The following is a 25,564-nucleotide window of genomic DNA, read 5'->3' as shown; positions in this document are numbered from 1 at the left end:
CATTCTACTTATTTGCGAATCTGCTGTCAGTATTTCAGTTCTAGATTTAAAAATAAGAGAAATAAAGCTTTAAATTAGTTGAAGTTCTAACAAAATCTTAAAATCGCTATGCTAAAAGATGATTGTGATCGATTTTCCCTTAAGATTAGTAAAAATAACAGGTATGCTGATGACTCTATGGATAATTCTCCGCTATGATGGTGGTGTTGCCTCAAGGGCATGAGGTATGACTAATCAGTTTAGGTGAAATTAAGAGCAAGGTTGCCAGTGAATATTTTCCGTACATTACATCGAAGTATCTTAATTCTGTTTGCCGTGGTTGTCGTCTCTATTGTGACGTTAATTCATATTAGTGTATCTAAAATAGTTGCTGAACAAAGTAGAGCCCAGCAACAATCTCATTCTCCTGCCTTACGATTGATTGTTGAGCAACTTATGCAACCTCTGCATATTTCGCAGACATTGGCCAAAGCAAAAGAACTAAAAGAACTAATGCGCAATCCGGCAGTTAATGAAGAGCAAATTTTCGCTACCTTACGCCGCTTAAATCAGGAGTTTTCCCTAAATTTCTTTATCGCAAGCGAACTCAGTCGAACTCAATACGATTCAGAAGGAAAAAAAATTGAATTGACTGAAGGGAAAGTTGATTGGTATTTCAGGTATAAAGCACAACCCGAGAATGCCATGGCTGATATCGGCCAGTGGCAAAACCCTCAATTTTACATTGACTTAAAAATTTATGATGATGAAAACAATTTTCTAGGGGTATTTGGTGTAGGTAAAAGTCTTAACGAATTTACGCAAATTTTTAATGAATACAAAAAAACCTATGGGTATGATTTTATCTTTGTTGATCAGAATAAAGATATTACTTTGACGTCTGATCCTGAGTTGCTAATTAAAGGTGTTACCTTCAAAAACCTGGCTGACTTACCATGGTTTCAAAGCTTAAATCCAGAACAACAGCAGGGCTCCTTGAATAATTTACTTTTGCAAATCAATGGCCAAGAGGCGTTAGTTGCGGAACTCAATATTCAACCATTCGACTGGACTTTGTATATCATAACCCCTCTACAATCTCGACAAACTGAAATAAGCCGCGCTTTTATCCTAAGTGTAGTGACTTTACTCGCAGTGATATTTGGATTGTTTTTATTGATTTACAATTTGTTGTATTACTTCAAAAAGGATATTCAAAAAATTAAACAAATCGATATCCTTACAGAGTTAGCCAATCGCAGTAACATTAGTTTGAAGTTTGAGGAGCTGATGTATGAGAAACAATCGGTTAGTTTAGTATTAATTGATTTGGACAACTTTAAGCCCATCAACGACACACACGGCAGGAAGGCTGGGGACATAGTATTGCGTCAAGTTGCGCAAATGTTGCAAAGCAACATACGCGAAACTGATATTTTAGGCCGCTGGGGTGGCGAGGAATTTATCTTATTGATGCCAGACACTGGGCCTCATGAGGCAGCGGAATTATGTCAGGAATTGTGTAAAAAGTTAGGTGCAATGACAATCACCACAGGTACTACTTCTATCCAACTCACGGCTAGTTTTGGGGTGTCGTTTACTGCGACTCCGCGGACAATGTCAGAAGTTATTTCTGCGGCCGATGATGCACTCTTTGCAGCCAAACGAGATGGTAGAAACATGGTCAAAATGCAGTTAATCGATTCTGATTAGTCACTCAATGCGGCTGACTTTTACCACTTTTTGTTCTAGCGCCAACAAACCCGCTTTGATTGGTGTTCCCCAAGCATAACCGGTTAACTTGCCATTGCTGCCAATGACTCTGTGGCAAGGCACTACGATAGTCAGTGGGTTACGTCCATTGGCTGCACCTACTGCTCTCACAGCCTTTGGGTTATTGATTCCTTTTGCAATGTCAGCATAACTGCAGGTTTGTCCGTATTCGATGCTACGCAACTGCTGCCAAACTTGATGTTGAAATTTCGTTCCCTTAGGGTTCAATGACAAATCAAACAGGGTTCGGGTGCCAGCAAAATATTCTTGTAATTGTGTTACTGCTTGTTTGGTAAACTTATTGTAATTGGTTGTTTTGGCGTTGCTTTTCACAAAACTTATTGAGGTAAGACCTTTGTGGTCGGCACATATTTGTAAAGTGCCAAATTCCGAATCTAGATATTCAATAAAATGACTGATTTCTGTCATGACATGCTCCAAAGTTGTAACGTTAAGTAGCTCCGCCATGGGCGTGCTAAATCGGGTTCTATTTTCATTTCCGCTAGTTGCTTTTTTATGATTAGATCGGTATTCAGCCAGATGTCTGGGCTGGATTGACCACGCATTTTCCCATAGGCTACTGTCCATGGCCCTATGCCTTTTATTTCTAACCAGTGATCTACAGATGCATTTGGGTTATCAAGTATGTGTTGTGCGAACAACTGTAAGGTTTGTCTACGACTGCTAGGAATTTTTAAGAAGGCGAGGTCACTTGTAGCAATTGCAGCAGCAGTTGGGAAATAGTAAAGCTCCCCCTCTTTTTCGCCTAATTCATGGGTTAATTGTGATAACAGGGTAATGGCTGCTTTGACGGATATTTGTTGTCCAAGAATTGCCCTACAACCTGCTTCAAATGTATCCCATACGCCAGGTATTCTTAACCCTGTTACTAAGCGGTTTTTTGGTACGCCACAGTTTAGCAATTGTTTGTGGATTGTTTCAGTATCCGAATTGAGATCAAACATTCTTTCAATATTACTCAAAACACTGGTTAGCTTTTCAACTTTGGAAAGCCTGATTTCGACCTTCAAACAATGTTTTACCTCATCGATGGACACTCTAAACCAACCTTTATCTGTGCCCATGACAAAGGTTCTAGAATAAGTATTTTCAGTGACACTTTCGATTCCTTGAATTGCTCTGATTCTCAAAAACGTTAACATGTGCGCAGAATTAAGAGGCGGCCTAAATGCCAATTTAAGGTTGAGGAGTTGGTCTTGTTGATGTTTGCCTTGTTTTATTTGTTGCGGGGTGAAACCTGTCACTTTTTTGAAGTTCTGTTGTAATCGTCTCGCGCTGGAAAAACCACTGGCATGGGCAACATGCTCAATTGATAAACAATTTTGGTGAAGCAGTTGTTTCGCAAATAATACCTTATCAAATAATTGGTATTGTTTTGGACTTAAGCCTAAATGTTGCTGAAACAGCTGACGAAAGTAACGGGGTGTTATGCCTAACTTTTCCGCTACTTCTTGAACGTTTAGTTCTCTGTTTTGTCTGAGTAAACGCATTGCCCTGTTAACTGTAGTATTCACTCCACCCCAAGCAAAAGAGTGGGGTGCACTGTCAGGCCGACAGCGCAGGCATGGACGATACCCAGCATGCATGGCTTGCTGCGCCAACTCAAAGTACTCGACGTTTTTTTCAAGTGGCGTATTGGCAGGACATATTGGACGACAAAAAATATTAGTGGTTTTTACAGCAATAAAGAATGTGCCGTCAAATCGTGGATCTCTAGTCAGTCGCGCTTGTTGATAATCTGCATTCATTATTTTTTGCTTCGGTACTTTTGTTATTGTTATTCTAACGACTTCTACTCATTTAGTGCGACAAAAGCGGCAGTCAATCTAAGTTGATAGGTTGTTGCCGAAGACATAGCTGTTGTTCCAAGCACTAACACATAGGATAATAACCACAGTTAAGATAAATACTGTTTGGTTAATTCAAACTAATTTAGGAATGATGTGACTTATTTGTTTTATATAGTTATGACTCTTTTGAACATGTTAGCCCATGCAACAGCAGTTCGAGTTGGATATGTTTAAGTTTTTCATAGGGGCGCTACTGCTAGTAAGTATCTACAGTGAAAGAAGTATTGCAGCAGATAAATGGCTCACTGAATTTGCAGAAGATATTCAAAAAAAAGCGCAAAAAAAGAACTTGCCAGGGTATACCTTCGCCTATATTGAAAAAGGTAAACCCGCCTCGGTGGTGGTATACGGTAAAGAAAGTAAATCGGGGCAACCCATAGCTTTAGATACAGTGTTTCGCTTGGCGTCAGTTTCTAAAACTTTTACCTCAATGCTGATGGCTAAATATGTAGCCCAAAACCAGTTGGATTGGCAAATTCCAGTTTCGCAGTTGATACCTGAATTTTCTACCGCAAAAAGTAAAAGTGGTGAATTGGTTTTGCAACATGTGATTGGTCAATCTAGCGGTTATACTCCCAATGCTTATGATAATTTAATTGAAGCCAATTACGCCGTAGACCGTGTATTAACAATGCTCTCTGAGCTGGAACCGCTTTGCCAGCCTGGACAATGTTACACCTATCAAAATGCACTATTTGCTGTAGTTGACAGTTATTTTCAACAGCATCATTCATCCTATTCGCAAGCGCTCACACAAACGTTGATTCAACCTCTAAAAATGCCATATGCAAGCATTGGCAAAAAGGCATTGCAGGCCTCAACCAAGTGGGCTAAGCCTCATGTCGCAATTTCAAAAAATCGTTGGCGGTTATCAACAGTAAGAGATGATTATTATCGCTATTCTCCCGCCGCAGGAGTCAATGCCAGTATGCATGATATGGTGATTTGGATGCGAGCATTGCTTGGTGAATCGCCACAGGTAGTGTCTCCCGCGTTAATTACTCAAGTAACAACGCCATTGACCAAAAGTAAAAAAGAGATCTACAGGCGCCAGTGGCGAGAATTTTTGTCGGACGCTCACTATGGATTGGGATGGCGTATTTATGATTTTGCTGGTCACAAACTGAATTATCATGGTGGCTGGGTACGAGGGTATCGCGCTGATATCGCTTTTTCACCAGAATATGGTGTGGGTTATGTGATGCTGATGAATGCAGAATCAAATTTGATCAATGAATTTACCCCAGATTTTTGGGCGAGGTGTTTTCAGCACTTAGAGCAAGCCAACATGGTTGCTGGCTCGCTAAAAGTGAGGCCTTAGGTCTTTAGATAGGTATATCCTTTTAGGCAATCCTCATAGAAGTCGGTCCATTTCACGCCTTCTCTAGGTTTCATTTGCCCCAAAGCTACATGTCCATCGATCATTTTTTTGACACTTTTGGCCATTGAGCTTGGGTGGTATTGCATGATCGAAAGCACATCCTCAACCGAAGAGCCGTTTACGACTTCTTCAATATAAAAATCTTGCGGATCATCGTCGTGACTGAATATATGAACTTCGTTTAAGCGTCCAAACAAGTTATGCATATCGCCCATTACATCTTGGTAGGCGCCAGTCAAAAACAAACCCAAATAATAATCTTCATCGGCTTTTAATGTGTGCATTGGCACAATGTCTGAAATGCCTTGTTCACTTATAAACTGATCCAATTTACCGTCACTGTCACACGTGATGTCGACTAAAGAACAGTTAATGTTGGGTTTTTCGTTCATTCTAGTTAAGGGTACAACGGGTAGCACCTGATCGATGGCCCAAGTATCCGCAGCCGATTGGAAAACCGAAAAATTACATAGGTATTGCGAAGACAGAGCAAAATCTAACTCTTGCATTTCTTCTGGTACAAACTCTGCGTCTTTGATGCGTAGTTGTACTTCCCCCATAATTTTCCAGTATAAGGTTTCAATCTTGGCAAGCTCTTCTAGGGATATTACCCGTAATTTAAAGGCATTTAACGCCTGTTCTTTAAATTGCGAAGCGTCGTTAAATATTTCCTGCAAATTGTTTTGTTGACCAATAATTTCTGATAGTTCGCGTATATCGCTCACCAATACATGTTCATCATCTACTGGATCTGTTTCGATACCGGCACCGTGCGCTTTAATTTCACCCACAACTTGTGTGACCACACAGCTGTGGTGTGCAGTTATGGCGCGTCCGCTTTCGCTCACTAGCGTAGGGTGGGGAACATTTTCTAAGTCACAGACTTGTTTCATGCCATATACGATATCGGCAACATATTCTTTCATACTGTAGTTTCGTGACGAGTCATTCGTTGACTGACTACCGTCATAGTCGATTCCTAAACCGCCACCTACATCGACGTATTCAAGCTTAAAGCCCATACGATGTAGTTCGGAGTAAATCATGGCACCTTCTGCAATGGACTCTTTCACAGCACGGATATCGGTTAACTGACTACCAATATGAAAATGCAATAGTTTTAAGCTGTCAGCCATACCATGTTTTTCAAGGTAACGGGCCGCATTGATCATTTCACTTATGGTTAAACCAAATTTTGCTCTGTCGCCACCAGAGCTTGCCCATTTTCCACGCCCTTTAACGGTCATCTTCGAGCGTATGCCGACTATTGGCTCAATTCCTAGCTCTTTGGCAATTTTAACTAAAAGAATTAACTCAGAAAATTTCTCAATTACTACTATCGTTTTGCGCCCCAATTTACGACTTAACAATGCTAAGCGCATAAACTCTTCGTCTTTATAACCATTTAATACAGTCAATGAGTCTGTATTAGTGTTTAGGGCCATGACAGTCAATAGTTCTGCTTTAGAACCCGCCTCTAAGCCGTAATTAAAAGGTGCGCCTGCGTCGACTATTTCCTCGACAACCTCGCGCATCTGGTTGACTTTTACAGGGTATACGCCCATGTAGCCGCCATCATATTCGGCTTCTTTGAGGATGTCTTGAAAGGTCTGATTCAGCAACGCCACCTGAGAACGAAGGATATCGTGGAACCTAACTACCAGAGGAAATTGAATGCCTTCTTGTTTGATTTCATCTATGACTGCTTTGAAATCGATTCGCATACTGGTATTTGAGGGATCCGGGGTAATCTGTAAATTGCCATTTTGACCAATTTCAAAATAACCATCTCCCCAACGTTTTACACGGTAGATATTTTCCGAGTCGTCGATGGTCCACTTTTTAGTTCTTGGCATAGTAGTTTCTGTCTAACAAAAGGACGTGGATTATAAAGAACAACAATTGCAGTGGCTAGCAAGTTTAATCACGATTAGACCAACAACAATGACGCTGCTCCTAAAAACACAAAAAAGCCGACAACATCAGTGACTGTTGTTAAAATCACCGAGCCAGCAAGCGCGGGGTCAATACCCATTTTATCAAGTAATACAGGTATCACTATCCCAGAAATTGCGGCAATAAGCATGTTGATCACTAGTGCTACCGCAATAATGGCTGACAGCCAAGGGTTATCAAACCACAACGATGTAATAGCCGACACCACCAAAGCCCAGAGCAGGCCGTTAAAAAAGGCAACCAACACCTCTTTGTTACCAAGCGCCCTTAGATTTGAAGTCGCTAACTGCCCGGTTGCTAACCCCCGAATGGTTAATGTCAGCGTTTGGCTACCGGTTATGCCACCCATGCTCGCCACTATTGGCATGAGTACGGCCAATGCTACTACTTGCGCCACTACTTCATCGAAAATTCCAATGACAATTGATGCTGCAAAAGCCGTTAAAAGGTTGATCCCTAACCATACAGCGCGGCGTCTCGAACTGGTAAATACTGGTGCAAATAAATCTTCATCGCTAACACGGCCCATATGCGACAACTGAGCTTCGTAATATTCTTGGTAGACGTCAATCGCGTCTTTTACGGAGAATCGACCTAGCAGACGGCCTTCTTTCGTGATGACAGGTAACATTGAACGGCCACTGCTTTTTACTGCTTCAGAGGCATCAAATAAATCGAGGTCCGCGGCCAACACTCGGTCAGAAAACTCGGCTACCTGAATCAGCTGCGCGTCAGCATCGCTATTAAATAATTGGTTGATGTCTACCTGACCCAAATAGTGGTCTGTATCATCAACCACTAAAATACTATCGGTATAAGGAGGAAGGGTTTCTATTTTTAAAGCATCCAATAACTCGCCCACTGAAACACTTTTATTTACAGTATAAACCTCATGATTAACATAACGACCTAACTGTTCGTCAGAGTAATTAAGCGCTTCTTCTATTAAGTCAGATTCTTGGGCGTTTAATTTCTTAATTAACCCTTTGGCGACACGATTAGGCAGTGCGTCAAGAATTTCGACTAAGTGTTCAGTGGTACTAGCAAGTGCGAGGTCTTCAATGTTCTGATTCGACAACAAAGACATAAGCTGTTCGCGGGAGTCATCTCGCATCGCTGCTAATATAGGTGATTTTTTATCTTCGGTGAGTGTTTGCCACAATTCAAAACGTAGGTCTTTAGGGAGCCCTTCAAATATAAACGCCCAGTCTTCCGCGGTAAAATCTCTGGCGATAAGTGGTACTGCGACTTGATCTTCTTTAAGTCGGTCAAGTAGCCATAAAAAGGCACTCTCTCGTTGTTCTTGGCTGACCATTTTAACCCCCTTACATACTCGCCCCTATGGTATCGATAAAAGATAAGTAGCCCATAGTCATTTATTTAGATTTTTTGGTGTATCTTATAATCTGCAATTTATGCTAAAACAAATATCCATTCCTTGTAGTCCTAATTCCACTCAAGAAAATGCTTTGAACAATTAACAAGAGATTTTGATATGCAAGACAGAGAAACCAATCCACCGCCAAGCACAGACGATCCTACGCATATTTTAGAGTTGCGATATCTTACCCTTGATGATTATGCCGATGTGAAAGAGTTAATGGACGTAGTCTATGTTCAAGTCGGCGGGGCATGGCCATTAAAAAACTATCAAGCACAGCTTAATACATTTCCCGAAGGGCAAATTTGTATTGAAGATAAAGGAAAAGTTATCGCTGCTGCAATATCTGTCATAGTCGACTACGAAAAGTTTGGAGACAAACATACCTATGATGAAATCACAGGCGATGCCTATTTAGGTACACATGATCCAAAAGGAGATGTGTTATATGGCGTCGATGTATTTGTATCGCCCGATTATCGAGGACTCAGATTGGGGCGTCGTTTGTATGAAGCGAGAAAGGAATTATGTAAGAACCTCAATCTCAAATCGATAATGGCTGGAGGACGGATCCCTAATTATGCGAAACACGCAGACACCATGACTCCCTATGAATATATCGAGGCAGTTAAATCAAAAGATTTGTTTGACCCTATTTTAACCTTCCAAATTTCAAATGGGTTTGAGGTAAAACAAATACTCAAGGCATACCTTCCAGAAGATGAAGCGTCAAAGGGATATGCAACCTTGTTGCAGTGGCACAACATCTATTACAACGCAGAATCTCCTAAACTATTTGGCGGTCATAGAAATACCGCTCGAATTGGATGTGTGCAATGGCAAATGCGCTATTTTCATGACGTAGCAGAATTACTACAACAAGCTGAATATTTTATAGACGCGCTTTCGGACTATAAATGCGACGTAGCCTTGTTCCCAGAATTTTTTAATGCGCCGCTTATGGGAATTAAACCTGCTGATACATCAATTGATGCGATTTGGAACTTAGCGACTTACAGTGACGAAATATTGACTGAAATGTCGCGATTAGCTGTGTCATATAATATTAATGTAATAGTGGGGTCGATGCCTGTTGTTCAAGACGATGAGTTATTTAACGTGAGTTATCTATGTCATCGAGATGGGCAAATTGATAGTCAATATAAATTGCATCCAACACCTCATGAAAAGAAAGATTGGATCATGCAAGGCGGGGATAAACTTCAGGCCTTCGATACTGACTTTGGTAAGATTGGTATTCTAATTTGTTACGATGTAGAGTTTCCTGAGTTGGGTAGAATACTTGCCGAGCAAGAAATTCAGATACTCTTTATTCCGTTTTGGACTGACACCAAAAATGGCTACCTAAGAGTGCGAATTTGTGCTCAAGCAAGGGCGATTGAAAACGAATGTTATGTGGCGATCGCCGGTAGTGTAGGTAATCTACCTAAGGTCGATAACGTCGATATTCAGTATGGACAGTCGGCTGTTTTTTCGCCTTCAGACTTCGCTTTTCCACACGACGCAATAGTGTCAGAAACGACTCCAAATACTGAAATGACCCTCATAGTTGACTTGGATTTAGATCGATTAACTCAACTTAGAAATGAAGGTTCCGTGAGAAACTATCTTGATAGAAGACGAGACCTCTATAAGGTTGATTGGACTGGAAGCTAAGTAAGTGTTTACTTGCTTTTTTTAACAAAAAAGAATGCCATATTTTATACGGCATTTTCTTAGTCAAATAGTGTCGTTGCTGCGCTGCAAGTGAACACATTTAAAATAATGTTTAGGACGATTCATATTGGAAGACTTCATCGATAGATTGTCCAAATACCTCAGCAATTTTAAAGGCAACTTCAAGAGTTGGTGAGTACTTACATTTTTCGATTGCCATGATCGTTTGTCGTGTCACTCCGACTAATTCTGCTAGCTCTTGTTGAGTCATTTCTTCGGCAAAAAAACGTAACTCGCGGATCTTATTTTTGATAGGAAGTGTGGCCATGTTAGTGACCACTTCTGTAGTAATATAGTTGTGCTGAAAATCTAACAACTTCCGAAAATATAAAACTAAATAATAAAATGTGTGCAGTTAAAAGAGGAATGTTAAATGTGTTTGATTGTGTAAAAAACTCTGGGTTTAGTTCGAGAAAAACAACTCGTCCTAATGTAACAAATACCCCGATCACCAATATGATGTAACCCAAACTATTGGCTTTATATTCGAATAACTTGTCCCTTTCATTAGCGCCTAATTCAGCTTCTTTACGATTACTTATGGCCAACATTCCTTGAAATACAATTTCAATAATGATGATAAGTACCAAAGCTCGCAAAAATAATCCGAGTGCGGCAGATTGTGCTATCTCTTCAGACACACCGCCTAAAAACAGTATATTTAAAAAATAATCACCAAAAATAAGTAACGTACTTATTAACGAAATCCAAATACTCTTTTCTCTAAAAGACATAGCCATAAATCTCCCTCATTTGCTAAGAGCATATAAAGTAATATAAAGCTAACTTTGTGTAAAATATTTTTAACTTTGAGTTAAGTTTATATTTCTTAAGGTTAGTTTTGGTTGTCTTTAGTTCTCTGTTATTCGCCTATGTCTTCATTCCAAAGCTGAGGTTTTGAGTCGATAAAGCCCTGCATTAAATCGATACATTGCTGGTCTTGCAGCACTTTGACGGAAATACCTTTGGATTGAAGTAACGCTTCTTCTCCCATAAATGTGTGATTTTCACCAATTACAACATTGGGTATACCATATAGAATTATCGCCCCTGTACACATAGCACAGGGAGACAAGGTAGTATAAATAATCGATTCTCTATAGGTTTGCGCAGTTTGACGTCCGGCATTTTCAAATGCATCCATTTCACCGTGTAAAATAGGGCTGCCATTTTGAACGCGTCGGTTGTGTCCTCGACCTATAATTTTGTTGTTATGCACGATAACTGAACCGATAGGGATCCCACCTTCGGCCAATCCTTGCTGAGCCTCTTTAATTGCTTCTTGCATGAATTTGTCCATTTGAACACCTTTTATGTTGGTTTAGTTATTTATATTCGACTGGTCACTCAGCACTCTGAGTCTTACTTCTTCTAAGGATTTTTGAGTATATTCGATGTTTAGGTTAACCATAAACGCATCGATGAGAGGCATAATTTGATCACCATAAACCTTCTTGCTATCGCGGTCAAAAAACTGGGTTATACCCTCAGCCCCAGCGATGGTTTCATAGGCTTCTTGAGCAAGACTTGAGTTGTTTTGTTGGGCACCTCTATGGGGTGACATTATGCCTAAGTTATTATTGAATTTTTCCTGGCTATCACTGAGTGCCGCATATTTTATGAAGGATTTGGTTAGGTCTTTTTTATTATTTGTTGCTGGCACAACTAATACATCAAGTGGGACTTCTTCGTAATAGGTGGACTGTCCATCAAACAAGGGAAATTTGAAAAAACCAATTTTGTTTTTGACGGTTTCTGGAAATACCTGTACCGCGTAATTACCGAGCATTGACATACCAATCATGCCCCTAAATAGTAACGGTAGGCCTTGCTTCCATTCTAAATCTTGATGATTTTCAATAAAGTAGCCGGCCTTAGTAATGTCTTGGATTTTTTTGAGGACGTTGGTAATTCTGTCGTCTAAATAAGAGGCTTGCCCTCGCATTAACTCCTTGTGAAAGGTTATGCCGTTTAGACGTAAATTTAAATAGTCAAACCAGGCTGTGGCAGGCCAATTGCTTTTACTACCTATATAAATAGGAGGGACATTATTTTTCTTAAGAATTTCACAAACCTCAACAAATTGCTGCCAACTTTGTGGTTCGGACAACTTTAGTCTTGAGAACAAAGGTTTGGGATAATAAAAGCCTATTTGATAGTAAGATATTGGCAACGCGTAGCTTTTTTCGTTAAATGAGACTGCATCAATCACGGCCTTGTCATATAACTGCTCCATTTCAATTGTCGTTATTATATGGTCTATCGTAGCTATTTTATTTTGTTCAATAAATTCAAATAAACGTACGCCGGCGTGCCAATATAAAATGTCATATTGGTTTGATTCCAACATATCGGGAAACTTAGTTTTATATACTTCGCTGGTGTAGGAGGTTATGTTGATTTGTGTATTTGGATTGGCGTCTTCGTATGCCCGCGCTAAATTATAATAGGCAGCGCGTTGTGAACTGTTTGAAATAGACGCGGCTATTTTGAGTTCCTGTTTAGCGAACCCTGGAAAGGTTATAACCGCGATAAGTGCAACTACTAAAATGCGAATATTATGCTCCTATTCTCCAAAGTGTAATTTAATACGTTAATCGCGCTAGTTCAACAAATTGCAATGATGTAGTGTCAAATTAACGGGTGATATACGAATTCGTTACACTATGCTGGGAACGGTCTGGGAAACACACATATTATGCACAACATTAGCACCCAAAATAGCGCATTTAGAATGAATATTTATCTAAAATATTTTGATAGTGCTCAGTCTTTTTAACCTTTTGTAGCTCTTCATTAAAAGTACTAAGTTGCTCTAGCGAAACACTTTTTTGACTAAACATCACATAAGCATCGCCTGTATGGATGGTGAGGCCATGAGCGACAATGTACTCATGTAATGCCTTGCGTCGCAATAACGTAGCACCCACAAAACTATCTTCAAGAAAACCATCTATATCACCATCCAATAACCTTGCGACATTAAGTTCACCCATAATTGCGTTGACGAAATATTTAGACGTATCAGCGCCATCTAATAAAATTGATACCTCTGGTCCATATACGTAGTCACCGACTATGCCTATTTGGCTGCCATTGTTAATGAAGTCTTTTAATGTCTTATACTCCGCTGTTTGGGTATCGTCCTTGCGAATATATAAAGAAAACTCTTCGATTCGATAGGGGTCACTAAAAAACGCAAATTGTTCTCTACTTTCGGTTTTTGATGCGCCCAGAAGAATGTCAACTTCACCTTCTTTTAAGGCCATCAATAAGTCAACCCAAGTGCCTTGTTGATAAGTCAAGTGGCATCCCATTTGTTCAGCGACAGCTGCTACTAACTCAATATCCAATCCCGCAACTCTGTCTCCTACGTCAATATATTGATAGGGCTCCCATGCATCAAATCCGAGTACGAATTGGCAATTTTTAGCTGCAGCATTTTCGTCGGGAAGGGGGACGACCTTGTCTGCCAATACCGTGGAGACCTCGACTTGTTCGCTAGTGGGTTCTGGTTTACAAGCGCTAATCGTAAAGCATAGAAGTATTATTAAAAGGTTATGGTCAATTTTCATAATATTGTGCCTCCTAAAATTTCTACTAAGTGTAATTTACTATTGGTATTTTGCGAGTTCATTAACAAAGTATTAACAAGCTGTTTGTTCTAAATCATTTAAATCGAATTTTTCTGAGCGGGTAGTTATCATTACGGATTGATATAAGATCAAATCGTTGCTTGACCTTAGATGCGACTCTAAGGATTATCATAGGGTTATTGATTGTGGAGGCAGCATGAAAATAAGCGATTTAGCGGCGCGTTCAGGAATTAGCGCGCATACCTTGAGATATTACGATAAAACAGGACTATTCAGTGCATCTAGGCGCAGCGACAAAAACTATCGTATTTATTCACAGGACGATTTGATTACGGCTAAGTTTATCAAACGTAGTAAAGAGTGTGGTTTTAGCTTAGCTGAAACCTCTGCATTGTTAGCAATAAAACATAACAAAGATCAGCATGTTTGCGCAGAAGCCAAGCAGATTACAGTAACTAAAATTACCGAGATAGAACAACAAATTGCGAAACTCAAACAAATGCAAAATACTTTACAACAACTAGAGTATTTTTGTTGTGGCGGCCAAGAAAGCGCGGAATTTTGTTCAATCATATCAGCCCTAGAACAGGAATAACCTTATGGAATTTATTGCAAACTTTGTGCTGCTCTTTACTGAATCAGCTCCTTTTCTACTTTTGGGAATGTTAATTGCTGGAATAATTAACCAGTGGGTACCTCGTGCTTTGGTAGAAAAAATCTTAGGAAGCAAGAGTTCAGTTGTATCCGCTGCGTTAATTGGCGCACCATTACCGCTATGCTCATGTTCGGTTATTCCCGTAGCCATGGGCATCAGACGCAGCGGGGCGAATAAGGCTAGCACTGCAAGCTTTTTAGTGGCCACGCCAGAAACCGGAGTAGACTCAATCGGCATTACCTACGCACTAATGGGTCCAATTATGGCAATCGCTAGACCAATAGCTGCAATAATGTCTGCTATTTTTACCGGTTTATTGGTCTTATGGTTTGGAAAGCCAGACAATATCACCGAGCAACCCGCGGCTAAAGTAAACAGCTGTTGTCACGCTGCTAAAGCTGCATCTTCTTCCAAGAACGTGTCAATAAGTGAAAAAATACAGTCGGTATTTGTATTCGGTTTTGGTCAACTGTTACGGGATTTCATGGTGTGGTTTTTGATTGGAATATTTTTTGCGGCTTTGGTCACGACTATAGTGCCAGAAGGTTTCTTAAGTCAGTATTCAAACTCCATAGTCGCCATGTTGCTAGTAGTGTTGATCTCTATCCCTATGTACGTATGTGCTACTGCTTCAACTCCTATTGCTGTAGGTTTATTGTTGTCGGGAATAACGCCAGGTGCGGCATTAGTATTTATGCTAACCGGACCTGCAACTAATATTGCTACTTTAATGGTAATTAAAAACGAGCTAGGTAAACGCGAACTGGTGTTATATCTGATGGCAATAACAAGCAGCGCGTTAACTGCTGGTTTAATTCTGAATTTCCTTTTTGAACGCTTCAACTGGCAAATGCAGTTATCCCATGGTGGACACTCAGAAATGATGGGAATGCTTTACCAAAGTAGCGCGATAGTGCTAGCGGCGATGATTGTGTATCAACTGCAGAAGATGCTTATTCCTAAGTTAGTTCGTGCCAACTCTATCTAAATTGTTGCGTTAAGCTGTTGTCCGTTGCGCATAAAGGTGTAACAGCACAGTAGCAGTACAACTAAATAACTCCAACTCGGGATAAGCCATACCGTCCAGCACCGCTATTATTGCGCTTATCTTCGTTGAACTTGCTCTCAATAGCTGGCTATTGCTTCACCAGCTCGCCTTGATAAACACAATAATATCAGCACTGGGTGCATTAAATTGGCGGCTAGATAAATAGTAAGATTATAACCTATTGTTTTTATTGGATTTACTTCATAGGACGCGGCACGTCTTAACCCGAGCTCAGGTTAAATAACAATTTCTTACAAAGTGATTTTGTCTTAGGTTTACATTTGGTGTGTTGGTGATGTATAACACTAGTATGTAATGAGTCTAGGAGTAACAAATGACAATTCATTGGGATGGGGATGCTCCCATCTACATTCAGCTTTATGAGCAAATCATCAAGCGTATTCTTGACGGCAATATTAAAGAAGGTGAAGCACTTCCTTCAGTAAGAAAGGTGGCGGCAGAATATCGGCTCAATCCCATTACTATTTCTAAGGCTTATCAAATGTTGCAAGACGAAGACTATGTTGAAAAACAGCGTGGTAAAGGTTTGTTCGTTAAAACAGGTGCAGCCCACATTTTATTGGAAAAGGAACGAGAATATTTTCTAAGCACAGAGTGGCCGCAAATTTTGCAGAAAATTTCACGACTTAAGCTTTCTGTTTCGGAACTTTCACAATCATCTAAGGAGAGTCAATAATGTCAGCGATGATCTCGATTTCAGGATTGCATAAGTCTTATAAAAATAAGCAGGTGCTAAAGGATGTGCATCTAAATCTAGAGGCAGGGCAAATCTTAGGTTTAGTAGGGCCAAATGGAGCTGGCAAAACTACCTGTTTGCAGGCATTACTAGGGCTAACTCGTTACGATGGGGAAATTGACGTTTTAGGTTATAACCCCAGTAAAAATCGCGAAAAAATGCTTAATGATGTGGCTTATATTGCTGATGTAGCCGTATTGCCAAAGTGGATAAAAGTGAATCAAGTTTTAACTTATATGCAAGGGGTACACCCTAATTTTGATCGACAAAAAGCTGAAATGTTTTTGGCTAAAACCAATATTGGCGCTTCTGCAAAAGTAAAAACTTTGTCCAAAGGAATGGTAACGCAGTTACATCTAGCATTAATCTTGGCTGTTGACGCAAAAATACTCATCTTAGATGAACCTACTCTAGGGTTAGATATTCTGACTCGTAGACAATTCTACACACATCTTTTAGAAGACTTTCACGATGAAAGTAAGTGTATTTTAGTCACGACTCATCAAATAGAAGAAATTGAACATATTCTTACCGATGCTGCGTTTATTCGTGATGGCCAAATTGTTTTGGCTCAAAGTGTCGATGACATTCGAAATAGGTTTAAATTGTTGGCCGTCGACAACGAACACCTCGAACAAGCAAAGCTTCACCAGCCACTTTTTACTAATAGTATGATGGGCATAACCAGCATGTTATTCGACAATGTTGATCCTGCGACATTAGCTTCTCTAGGTAAGATTAGCTCGCCTACTTTGGCTGATATTTTTGTGGGAGTAATGACACAGGAGAACAACTCATGATTGCTTCACAACTTGTCACCAGTTTCAGAAAAGAAATATGGGAGTTCAAAAAAACACTATTTTGGGTCCCCTTCATTATTGCTATTTTTATGATACTCGTACCTATATTACAGTTCCTTGTAATACAAGATTACCAACTATCGAGACTACTCGAAAATCTAACTGATGGTAATAATTTGGTAAACGTTAAGGGATTTACTCGCTTTTTTCTGGGCTTAATTATGAGTATGTTTTTCCCTTTTATTATAGCGTCATTGGTCATTCAGTTGAATTACTTCACTAGCTGTTTGTTTGACGAGAGACGAGATTTATCGGTTTACTTTTGGCGTTCATTACCGGTATCGGATGCGTTAACAGTAGCTGTTAAGTTGATTACTGGTGCGCTTGTTGTTCCCGCTATATTTATGCTGGCAGCGACATCTGTTGTGATTGTTTTTTTATTCGTCGCCTTTATTTTCTGTTGCGTTTTATCTTTAGGCTATGACATATCGTTGTGGGAGTTATGGAGCAATGCCGAAATATTTGGAAACCTGGCCGCTATTTGGTTGCACCTGTTCCCTTATGCGTTATGGATGTTTCCGGTTTTCGCATGGTTAATGCTGGCGTCAATGTTTGCCAACAAAGCGCCTTTTTTATGGGCGGTATTACCTATAGCAGCGATACTCTTGGTTGAGTCGGTTGTTGCGCAGTATTGGCAGTTGGATGGACGTTTTTTCTTAGATACCTTGCGAGAATATTTTACTTTTGGCGAAACTATATTACCTAATCACACGTCAGCAGATGAATCTCCCAAGTTTCTTTTATTTTCGGTCTTATCGTCTAAATTTAGCCTTGTTGCGACTTTGATAGGAATTGGATTGTTGTATCTTACCTATTGGCTAAGGGTAAATAAAAGTGACATGTAACTGCATAAATAGACATACTGTTGAGAGGGCTACTGAGCCATTGCTATCGCCCTTGGTGTTAATTATTTGTTGGTAGTGAAACTCAATTGCATAAAAGATGTAAACACTTACTCTTAATCCACATATTTCAGTGAGTTGTACTACTATAATTTTCATAATCCGATACTATGCGCGTCGAAATTTTTTGACAGGGTAGAGAGCTTCTACCCAATGTATATGAGTGAGATATTGACTATGAAATTAACCCCGTCCATTTTGACTGTTTGTATTGGTGTATTGCCATTAAATGTTTTTGCCGCTGCTTTTCAGCTTGCTGAGCATAGCGCAACAGGTCTAGGTCGGGCCTTCGCTGGAGAAGCGGCTATTGCAGATAGCGCTGCTGTAGTGGCCCGTAACCCCGCACTGATGTCACTTTTTAAGAACGCTGAGTTATCTATTTCTGGTACATACATTTCACCTGATGTAAGCGTTACTGGCGAAAGTGCTCCAGCTTATTCCAGTGCCGCCGCATTAAACCAAGATAGTATTGCCCCCGAAGCATTTATACCTGCAATTTACTATGTCACACCTATCAATGAAAAAGTGGCAGTGGGCTTTGGGGTGTTCTCGAATTTTGGTTTGGCGACAGAGTTTTCAGACGATTATGCGGCAGGGCAACTTGCTGGAACGTCTGAGGTAACTACTGTCAATTTTAATGCAAGTGTATCGTATAAAATTAACGGAAATTGGTCGGCTGGTTTAGGAGTAAATTACATTTATGCAGATGCAAATTTGGTCCGTCATTTCGGCGATAATCCTTTAGGTTTACCAGCGCAAACAGAAGCCGTTAATTTAGAAGGTGACGACAGCGGTTACGGCTGGAATGTTGGCGTAGCTTACGAAATGGCTGAAGGTTCACGTCTAGGATTGCAATATCGAAGTAAAACAACAATAAACTTCGACGGTGACTACAGTAACCAACTACCAGCAGCATTAGGTGGCCTAGAAGGTACGGTTTTACCGGGTACCTTGGAACTTGAATTACCTGCTACTGCGGAGTTTTCGGGTGTTCACCTTATTGATGAACAATGGACATTCAACTACAGCGTAGTGTGGACTCAGTGGAGTAGTTTTGAATCATTGGAAGCTTATGTTCCATTAAGTGATACACCAGCGTTTACAAAACAAGAAAATTTCTCAAATAGCTTTCGTTACGCCATTGGTGGTAGCTACCAATTAGACAAAAACACGATTTTGCGTGCTGGAGTTGCCTATGATACTACGCCTACAGACGACGGCCATTTATCTATCTCTATCCCAGACTCTAACCGTAAATGGCTAAGTGTTGGTGCAAGCTATATCCTTGATGAAACTTCTTCAGTTGATATGGGTTTCAGTGTCATAAAAGGCTCTGAACAAACTTTTAGTGAAGCAGACAACCTTGGTAGTCAATGGGGCTTCAGAACGAGTGGTGATGCAACGATATTTTCTGCGCAGTATAATCACCAATTCTAAATTTTTAATTTAAAAAGTTTGGTTATCAATCTCCTCTTTATTATTGTAATTGAGAGGAGATTGACTTGAGTCAATTGAGTTGCATTATATCGGCTTAATTTGCCAAAGTTGAAATGTGTGGAACGAGCCATTTAGCAAGGTTAAAATGCTAATAGATGGGATTTTGAAGAGTGATTATGCAACAACAATTACAAATTGAAGATTTGATTCAAGGTACAGGCAAAACCGCACAACGTGGTGCATTGATTACCGCTCATTATGTGGGTTGGTTAGAAGACGGTACAGAATTCGACTCATCTTACAAAAAGGGAGAACCTTTTCAAACCGTGCTTAGCAATAAGCGAGTCATTCAAGGTTGGATTTTAGGTTTGAAAGATATGCAAGTAGGAGGCAAACGTCGATTAAGCGTTCCTGCAGATTTGGCCTATGGAGAACGTCAAATTGGCACTATGATACCAGCCAACTCCAATCTCATATTCGAGATTGAATTGTTAGAAGTGCTTACTAGAGACTAAATTCTAGAATCGCAATTGTAGTCTTTAGGATACTTGTTTTTTCATTATACCAGCAAACTCCAAACCTCCCTCTAACTCACGAAAATCAACGTTTACTAGTTCCCATCCCTGAGCACCCAGTGAGCTTAAATAGTCTTCAACATCTTCACGTTTTCTGCCTTTGAATAGTCCGGCGGATTCGACGTCTCTGGTATCGATAATTTTGTATATAAACTTTTTCATAAAGGTTCCGTTCTAAGTCGATTATTGTTTTTATTGACTGACATACATTAGCGCATTTGTGCTGTTTCCATCAGAAATAATAAAGTCACTTTTTCCGTCTTGGTTAAAGTCTTCCATCACCACTGCCCAAGGGTTAGGTATCTCTTTATGTTCAAAACTTATGGTTTCAAACTTAGATTTGTTGCCAAGTATAATTAGCAATTTACCAGACCAACTACTAATGAGACTATCTTTAATACCGTCACCATTAATATCACCTATCGCTATTTGTTTAGCACCAGATGAAGTTTTGATTGAGGTTTTTTGTTTTTCTAGGAAATTGCCTGTACCGTCACCTGGAATGATAGTGACGTCATCGGCGTTAGATGCCACTATTAGATCCTTGTGACCATCTCCATTTAAATCTGCCAACTCCACTGAAAATGGACGAATGGATTCGACTACCGCATGTAGCGAGAACGAGAGTCTTTCAGAACTGTCATTGAGAATTATACCAACCTCCTGCTGATTTGGTGTCACTATATCCAACCGACCATCGGCGTTAAGGTCGGCAATAGCAAATCCACGATAGGGATCTCCAGCAACGTTAATTAATTCTCCAGGAGTCTGAAAGCTACCATCATTTAACCCCTTTAGAACCAGTAACCCTTCATTGGCTCTATTATCGACTATTAGATCTACTTTATTGTCGTTATCAAGGTCATGTAATTGCACTTCATGTAAGTGAGGTTTAGCCTCGATACCAAGAGGTGAATAAGCAGCAGGGTTGAAGTTTCCTTTTCCATCTCCAAGCAGCACTGTCATATAGGACGTTTCGTGATTGGCTATGGCGATATCAAAGTCACCATCACCATTGATGTCTGCAGTGGCAATATCAGTAGGGTTCATGCCTGCAGATGCTCGGTTTATTTCGGTTAAGTTGCCTTTACCGTTACCCCTGTAAATGACTATATTGTTATCGGCGTAGTTCGAGACGACTAGATCTTTATGACCATCTGAATTGAAATCAAAAACAGCGAGTGACGACTCGCCTTTGCCAAGGGTCATTAAAGTAGGTTTAAAGACCGTACCACCCAAGTTGAGTGCACTGGCATGGCAAATACCACCATAGAGCGTCATTAAAAAAAATAGGAAATGTTGAACTCTTTTATAGTTTTTCATTGCGACTCCTGTATTTGAACGGTGGCATAGGTACTAAACAACAGTAAAGCGTAATATGCAGTATGCACAAAAAGTAGCATAGTTTTTAGATACTCTCTTCGAGAATATTGAAGTGGCACATTAAGGAGAACCTTGGATAGTAAACAGTATTGAAGCAACGACCTAAAGGGAGTTCGAGCAAATGCACATTGGAGCTAATGCCCTTGGCTAGAGGTAAACAAACTTAATAAAAACAGTCTTAGGTCATCACCCCGTTTACTATTGGTTCAAACGCGGTAAGGCTGTTCATCAACAGCGCATTTCCTAGACCATTTTGTGGAAAAATATTAGCAAATTTACCTTGTTCTCCATGCAAGGCCATATAGTTCAAAATCACTGTCTCGACCAATAAATTGACATTGTTGGCCGCTGGCGTGGCCGCTGTTTCTACTGATGCATCGCTGCGCATGTAACCAATTTGTTGGTGTTGGGCTTGCGCATCGGGTGTCGCGCCTATTAATCGAGGTGTGCCTCCAGGGTTGTAGACTAAAAAGAATGATGCGGCGGTAGAAGAGTTATCACCTGTCCACACCCCTTTGCCGCGACCATTTAACGAATCGTCAATCATGCCATTACTGGCGACTGAGCCATCACTGCAAACATACATCATAAGAGGTACACCCACTCTTGCGGCGTATTCTAAACACGCTCCCATACACCGACCGGCACGTAAATCTCGAATTTCTCCCGTTGACCTGTCACCGGTATGGTAATCAAATCCACCCATAGTTATAGTGCCAGCTCCTGCAAAACCATTGATAACTAGTTTCATCGTTGATGCCGTTTTTCTAAATTCTGCATCGCTATCGAATTCTTCTTGAGTGAAAATACCGTTTTCACCTACTATGTTTGCATCAAGCTCGGGGTTTAAAGCAGAGGGATCCCCGAACCTGTCAGTGATGTCTGCGCTTTTCACATAACCACAATTGACCAAGTCTTTTAACACCTCATCGGTGCTAATTTGGGTATTCACTTTTCCTAATTTCATAGCACTAATACGTTGAATTGATTCCATTACTGCCACTGAGTCTTGTTGACTCAACAAACCCACTAAATCCCCAGTATCTACTAAGCCAGTGACATCAGACGGCCTATCAATTTTTGTTGGGCGTTTTGAGGTATCAATCATAGCTGCAGGCGCCATGGAGTTGCCACCTGAGTCTGAATTTCGTGATCCAATAAGCGTTAATAACGAACCATCAGAGCCCACTTTATTGACGCCATACATAGGGTTATGAGGGTTATTGCCAGTGTCGTTTTCAGAGCGGGCAGGAATAACGGCTCCGTTTACATTGGCGCGATTGGTGACACTGAGTTTATCTTGTATGCCCCGTAAAAAAGCACTGTCTGAATGAAAAGCTAATCCTAATTCGGTGTTAATAAAGTCACTCAGACCGGTATCCGGATTTGCGATAGAAGGTACGCTGTCTCCCGGTAATCCCAGTTTGCTATAACCGGCTGTACTGAGGAAATCTAACTGCCCTCCGCGGCCACCTACCAACACATTCGAACCTGAAATATTGGCACCGCCTGCCAAATCAAACACTAAAAACGGGATCTTGCCGGCACCTTGAGTCGCAATGCCACAGCTACTCTTCAGAGCTTCCAAATCAGCAGATAAGGCTCCGTGCGCTTTACCCGGATTGGCAAATAAACTCAATACAGAACCACCAAGCACGGTGCCTAAACCAGCCATAAAGCCCTGAGAAATAAACTCACGTCGAGTCACGGGTCTAGCGTGGCAGGCATGATATAGAGGGGTATTTAAGCCAATGGATTTGTTGTTTTTCATCTTTATCTACCTTTTATTGCAACGTAATGACTGCGCTGCCAAGCGCCGCAGCGCATACCGCTTTTACGACAGTCTTGGTGTATGTAGCGTCACATACTTTGTCGCCGCTGCAATCTGTTAATCGGGTAACGAGATTATCTAGTTCATTGATTACATCAGTATTGTTAGGTTGATCGCTAAGATCAGAATTCAATATGTTGCTTGTTAGTGGTAGCAAAACCGCGTTTCTGCCCTGAGCAGTAAATGCTGTTTCGGCACTTTGGTTAAAATTAAAATCACTAAAATAGCTGTCTCTCAGGTTAGTCGTCTCGACTAATTGGTCGCAGTATTTTATTGCCAATTGAGTGACGGCCATTTGATTGGAAGCCAAAAAACTGTCCATATTGGTGAAAGATGGCAGTTGTTGCTTTAACTGCTCAAATGAGGCTTTAACAGACGAGTTATCCATAGGAACTCGTGTCACAGCCGACATGCTGGCATTTATTTCGGCAAAATTGCGAATGCCAATTTCGGCTTGTGCAGCTAAATCTATGGTGGCAGCAGGAGCGGGAGGGTCCGCTTCTACCATTACATTGGTTTGCTCTGCCAATACTTCAAAAGTGAGGAAAAACTCGTCGCTAGTTGCGCCTTTCTCAATCGGTATAATAGTGCCTAAGGAAGATAATAGTTGCCCTTTTGCTGGAACATAATCGCTTTGAGTTAGCAACGTGTTTATGTTTTGGAATACTTGACCTACATTGGCTTCGCGTCCATTAATACCAATTCGCATTCCTTGCAGTGGAATGTCTGGAATACTAATACTGTCATCTAAAGTGTAAAAAAATGGCTCACTAAACAAGTAGCTATAACTATCAAATTGACTGACTTCTATCACAATGTAACTTTGTGGTGTTTCAGTGATTTCGCTGACTTCGAACAGTAAGAAAAATTTCTGACCAATACCTACATCAAAGTTTTGCGCCACTTGTTCAGCACTTAGAGTACGATTGTGGATTGCCACCATTCTAATGGAGCCAGCCCACGGAATATCCCCCGACACTTCGTTCCCTAACACAAAGGCATAAGTATCGTTCCAGTCTGCAAAGTTCCCCACTTCTGTTGGGTCTGTATCCCCTGTAAAACGGCCGTTAACAAATATTTGTCTACCATTTACCGAGTCATAATTTACCACCACATGTTGTAAGCTAGCTTGCAACACTTCTGCAGCATCGGCGGTAGATAACGCAGGTTGACCGTTGACATTGGTTTTATCGGTACGAAGTAGAAAGTCGTAGTTGTATAGGGTTTGGCCTAAGGTAAAATTACGGGTATTAGCACCACCCGAGTAACTGATGATCCTAGCTGGACCTTCTTGACTCACATTCGCAGGCACGACCCAAGCTTCGATGGAGAATTCGCCGGTGGCGGTAATTAAATTGTGTAACTTTTTACTGTTAGTCGTTGACCCTTGAGCTTTTCCGTTCGATAACTGAATACCCCAGCCTCCAATCCAACTCGCATCTCCATTGAGCGTGAGGTCTATAGCGGGCTCAACACCACTGGTATCAAATGCAGTGGTGCCTGAACCGGTTTTAAATTCCCATTTTGCAATAACGTTGTTTTCAAAACGTCCGCCGCCAGATGCAAGAGTGCCATCAAACAGGGTTAAGGCTTTACTGTTAATCAGCTGTTCATCTAGTTCTGTTAATTCAATGGCATCAGCCATGTCTTGAATTCCATTGATCAGGTCATTGGCATTGCTCGCACAATCACTCCAACAATTGTGGAATTCGTCGCGGATCCTTTCTACAAATCGTGAATTTTCTGGGGTGTCGAGTGAAATTCTGGCTTTTGATACTGCATATGATTCGTCTATATCACTCGACGCAAAATAAGGTGAAATAGGAATGGTTGCGGAACCAGTATGACAATTGGCACAGTAGGTCTGTAACAAAGGATAAACATTATCTTCAAAAAGTAGTGAGTTATCTGGAAAGTTCTTATTTGCTCCAGGATCTTTTGCAATGGGCGCCTCTAGTTGTATGTCATTAGCAGTATTTTCCGTGGCCCCCCAATTTCCAATCCAGGTCGCTAAAATTTCGCCGCAGGCTGCGTCACTTGATAACCAACAATTATGTCCAGCGGCTACTTTAGTGACAAGGGTTGAATCCTCGGGTGTACTGAAATTCACCAATTGACTGGCTGCGTTGTAGGCTAAGTTTATATCGTCATTACGAGCAAACTCGGGTGACTGATTGTCTTGTACGTGGCACGCACCACAACGCTGCGGTGAACTTATATTGTCCCACAATTCGAGCTTAAATTGGGTGACGTCGGGCGTCGCTGCAACAGGCCCTGAATAGGTAACCGGTGTGTTATCTTGAGGCGCTGGTGCAGGCGTCTTAGTCACTTCAACCGAACTGCCTCCACAAGCGGAAAGCAATAAAATAATAACCAAGATCCAAAAACTAGTGATTGGCTGATGTCGCTTTGAAGTGCATAAAGAGGTGATATAAACCATTG

The 25,564-nt window shown here is 40.8% G+C and carries 23 protein-coding genes; 10 read left to right on the top strand and 13 right to left on the bottom strand.

Translation table 11 applies throughout. The features are described from left to right. Window positions 1-267 precede the first annotated feature (267 nt). A complete protein-coding gene (locus ABJK37_RS14640; protein WP_348355309.1) occupies window positions 268-1,692 on the top strand; it encodes a diguanylate cyclase in 1,425 nt (474 codons plus the stop codon). On the opposite strand, the gene ABJK37_RS14635 is transcribed toward ABJK37_RS14640, so the two are convergent. After that, on the bottom strand, window positions 1,693-2,181 hold the full coding sequence (locus ABJK37_RS14635; protein WP_348355306.1) for a methylated-DNA--[protein]-cysteine S-methyltransferase: 489 nt from the start codon (window positions 2,179-2,181) through the stop codon (window positions 1,693-1,695). Beyond that, window positions 2,178-3,521 (bottom strand): AlkA N-terminal domain-containing protein, encoded by a 1,344-nt coding sequence (locus ABJK37_RS14630; protein ID WP_348355303.1) that lies wholly within the window; start codon window positions 3,519-3,521, stop codon window positions 2,178-2,180. The genes ABJK37_RS14635 and ABJK37_RS14630 overlap by 4 nt, the downstream gene beginning before the upstream one ends. Window positions 3,522-3,789: 268 nt before the next feature. On the opposite strand from ABJK37_RS14630, the gene ABJK37_RS14625 reads away from it, so the two are divergent. After that, window positions 3,790-4,944, top strand: coding sequence for a serine hydrolase domain-containing protein (locus ABJK37_RS14625; RefSeq protein ID WP_348355345.1), 1,155 nt, complete (start codon window positions 3,790-3,792; stop codon window positions 4,942-4,944). On the opposite strand, the gene speA is transcribed toward ABJK37_RS14625, so the two are convergent. Together speA and ABJK37_RS14615 are read right to left on the bottom strand one after the other, a co-directional pair. Beyond that, complete coding sequence (speA, locus tag ABJK37_RS14620; protein WP_348355300.1) at window positions 4,941-6,860, bottom strand: biosynthetic arginine decarboxylase; 1,920 nt, start codon at window positions 6,858-6,860, stop codon at window positions 4,941-4,943. The two genes, ABJK37_RS14625 and speA, sit on opposite strands and share 4 nt — an antisense overlap. A gap of 74 nt (window positions 6,861-6,934) precedes the next feature. Next, complete coding sequence (locus ABJK37_RS14615) at window positions 6,935-8,275, bottom strand: magnesium transporter (protein WP_348355297.1); 1,341 nt, start codon at window positions 8,273-8,275, stop codon at window positions 6,935-6,937. Between the two features lie 180 nt (window positions 8,276-8,455). On the opposite strand from ABJK37_RS14615, the gene ABJK37_RS14610 reads away from it, so the two are divergent. Next, complete coding sequence (locus tag ABJK37_RS14610) at window positions 8,456-10,018, top strand: bifunctional GNAT family N-acetyltransferase/carbon-nitrogen hydrolase family protein (protein ID WP_215930666.1); 1,563 nt, start codon at window positions 8,456-8,458, stop codon at window positions 10,016-10,018. Between the two features lie 112 nt (window positions 10,019-10,130). On the opposite strand, the gene ABJK37_RS14605 is transcribed toward ABJK37_RS14610, so the two are convergent. The 5 genes from ABJK37_RS14605 to ABJK37_RS14585 all read right to left on the bottom strand — a co-directional run bounded on the left by ABJK37_RS14605 (window position 10,131) and on the right by ABJK37_RS14585 (window position 13,653). Then, window positions 10,131-10,346 (bottom strand): helix-turn-helix transcriptional regulator, encoded by a 216-nt coding sequence (locus ABJK37_RS14605; protein WP_348355293.1) that lies wholly within the window; start codon window positions 10,344-10,346, stop codon window positions 10,131-10,133. A 1-nt stretch (window position 10,347) separates the two neighbouring features. Beyond that, window positions 10,348-10,812, bottom strand: coding sequence for a hypothetical protein (locus ABJK37_RS14600; RefSeq protein ID WP_348355290.1), 465 nt, complete (start codon window positions 10,810-10,812; stop codon window positions 10,348-10,350). Between the two features lie 128 nt (window positions 10,813-10,940). Beyond that, entirely contained in the window at window positions 10,941-11,378 is a 438-nt protein-coding gene (locus tag ABJK37_RS14595; protein ID WP_348355287.1) for a nucleoside deaminase, read from the bottom strand. 21 nt (window positions 11,379-11,399) lie between these two features. Further along, window positions 11,400-12,554 carry an extracellular solute-binding protein gene (locus ABJK37_RS14590; RefSeq protein WP_348355342.1) on the bottom strand — a complete coding sequence of 385 codons (1,155 nt, stop codon included), beginning with the start codon at window positions 12,552-12,554 and terminating at the stop codon, window positions 11,400-11,402. A gap of 253 nt (window positions 12,555-12,807) precedes the next feature. Next, window positions 12,808-13,653, bottom strand: a complete 846-nt coding sequence (locus ABJK37_RS14585) for a transporter substrate-binding domain-containing protein (protein ID WP_348355284.1) — start codon at window positions 13,651-13,653, stop codon at window positions 12,808-12,810. A 217-nt stretch (window positions 13,654-13,870) separates the two neighbouring features. Between ABJK37_RS14585 and zntR the strand changes: the two genes are divergently transcribed. The 7 genes from zntR (at window position 13,871) to ABJK37_RS14550 (ending at window position 19,848) form a co-directional block, all read left to right on the top strand. Then, window positions 13,871-14,269, top strand: coding sequence for a Zn(2+)-responsive transcriptional regulator (zntR, locus tag ABJK37_RS14580; protein WP_348355281.1), 399 nt, complete (start codon window positions 13,871-13,873; stop codon window positions 14,267-14,269). Window positions 14,270-14,273: 4 nt separating this feature from the next. Next, entirely contained in the window at window positions 14,274-15,317 is a 1,044-nt protein-coding gene (locus ABJK37_RS14575) for an SO_0444 family Cu/Zn efflux transporter (protein ID WP_348355278.1), read from the top strand. Between the two features lie 394 nt (window positions 15,318-15,711). Then, window positions 15,712-16,074, top strand: a complete 363-nt coding sequence (locus tag ABJK37_RS14570) for a GntR family transcriptional regulator (RefSeq protein WP_348355275.1) — start codon at window positions 15,712-15,714, stop codon at window positions 16,072-16,074. Beyond that, window positions 16,074-16,934: an ABC transporter ATP-binding protein gene (locus ABJK37_RS14565; protein ID WP_348355272.1), complete on the top strand. Its 861-nt coding sequence runs from the start codon at window positions 16,074-16,076 to the stop codon at window positions 16,932-16,934. Before ABJK37_RS14570 ends, ABJK37_RS14565 begins: the two co-directional genes overlap by 1 nt. Beyond that, a complete protein-coding gene (locus ABJK37_RS14560; RefSeq protein ID WP_348355269.1) occupies window positions 16,931-17,839 on the top strand; it encodes a hypothetical protein in 909 nt (302 codons plus the stop codon). Before ABJK37_RS14565 ends, ABJK37_RS14560 begins: the two co-directional genes overlap by 4 nt. A 234-nt stretch (window positions 17,840-18,073) precedes the next feature. Next, on the top strand, window positions 18,074-19,333 hold the full coding sequence (locus ABJK37_RS14555) for an outer membrane protein transport protein (RefSeq protein ID WP_348355267.1): 1,260 nt from the start codon (window positions 18,074-18,076) through the stop codon (window positions 19,331-19,333). Window positions 19,334-19,509: 176 nt separating this feature from the next. Continuing rightward, entirely contained in the window at window positions 19,510-19,848 is a 339-nt protein-coding gene (locus ABJK37_RS14550) for an FKBP-type peptidyl-prolyl cis-trans isomerase (RefSeq protein WP_348355264.1), read from the top strand. A gap of 24 nt (window positions 19,849-19,872) precedes the next feature. On the opposite strand, the gene ABJK37_RS14545 is transcribed toward ABJK37_RS14550, so the two are convergent. The 4 genes from ABJK37_RS14545 to ABJK37_RS14530 form a co-directional block, all read right to left on the bottom strand. Next, window positions 19,873-20,070, bottom strand: coding sequence for a DUF4177 domain-containing protein (locus ABJK37_RS14545; RefSeq protein WP_348355262.1), 198 nt, complete (start codon window positions 20,068-20,070; stop codon window positions 19,873-19,875). 30 nt (window positions 20,071-20,100) lie between these two features. Continuing rightward, complete coding sequence (locus tag ABJK37_RS14540) at window positions 20,101-21,231, bottom strand: VCBS repeat-containing protein (protein ID WP_348355259.1); 1,131 nt, start codon at window positions 21,229-21,231, stop codon at window positions 20,101-20,103. A gap of 238 nt (window positions 21,232-21,469) precedes the next feature. Then, window positions 21,470-23,062, bottom strand: a complete 1,593-nt coding sequence (locus ABJK37_RS14535; protein WP_348355256.1) for a hypothetical protein — start codon at window positions 23,060-23,062, stop codon at window positions 21,470-21,472. 13 nt (window positions 23,063-23,075) lie between these two features. Next, window positions 23,076-25,562: a LamG domain-containing protein gene (locus ABJK37_RS14530; protein WP_348355253.1), complete on the bottom strand. Its 2,487-nt coding sequence runs from the start codon at window positions 25,560-25,562 to the stop codon at window positions 23,076-23,078. Between the last annotated feature and the right edge of the window lie 2 nt (window positions 25,563-25,564).

The sequence above is a fragment of the Paraglaciecola sp. genome, assembly GCF_039964565.1.
Classification (GTDB): Bacteria; Pseudomonadota; Gammaproteobacteria; order Enterobacterales; family Alteromonadaceae; genus Paraglaciecola.
This window is presented reverse-complemented; position numbering and strand designations above follow the sequence as displayed.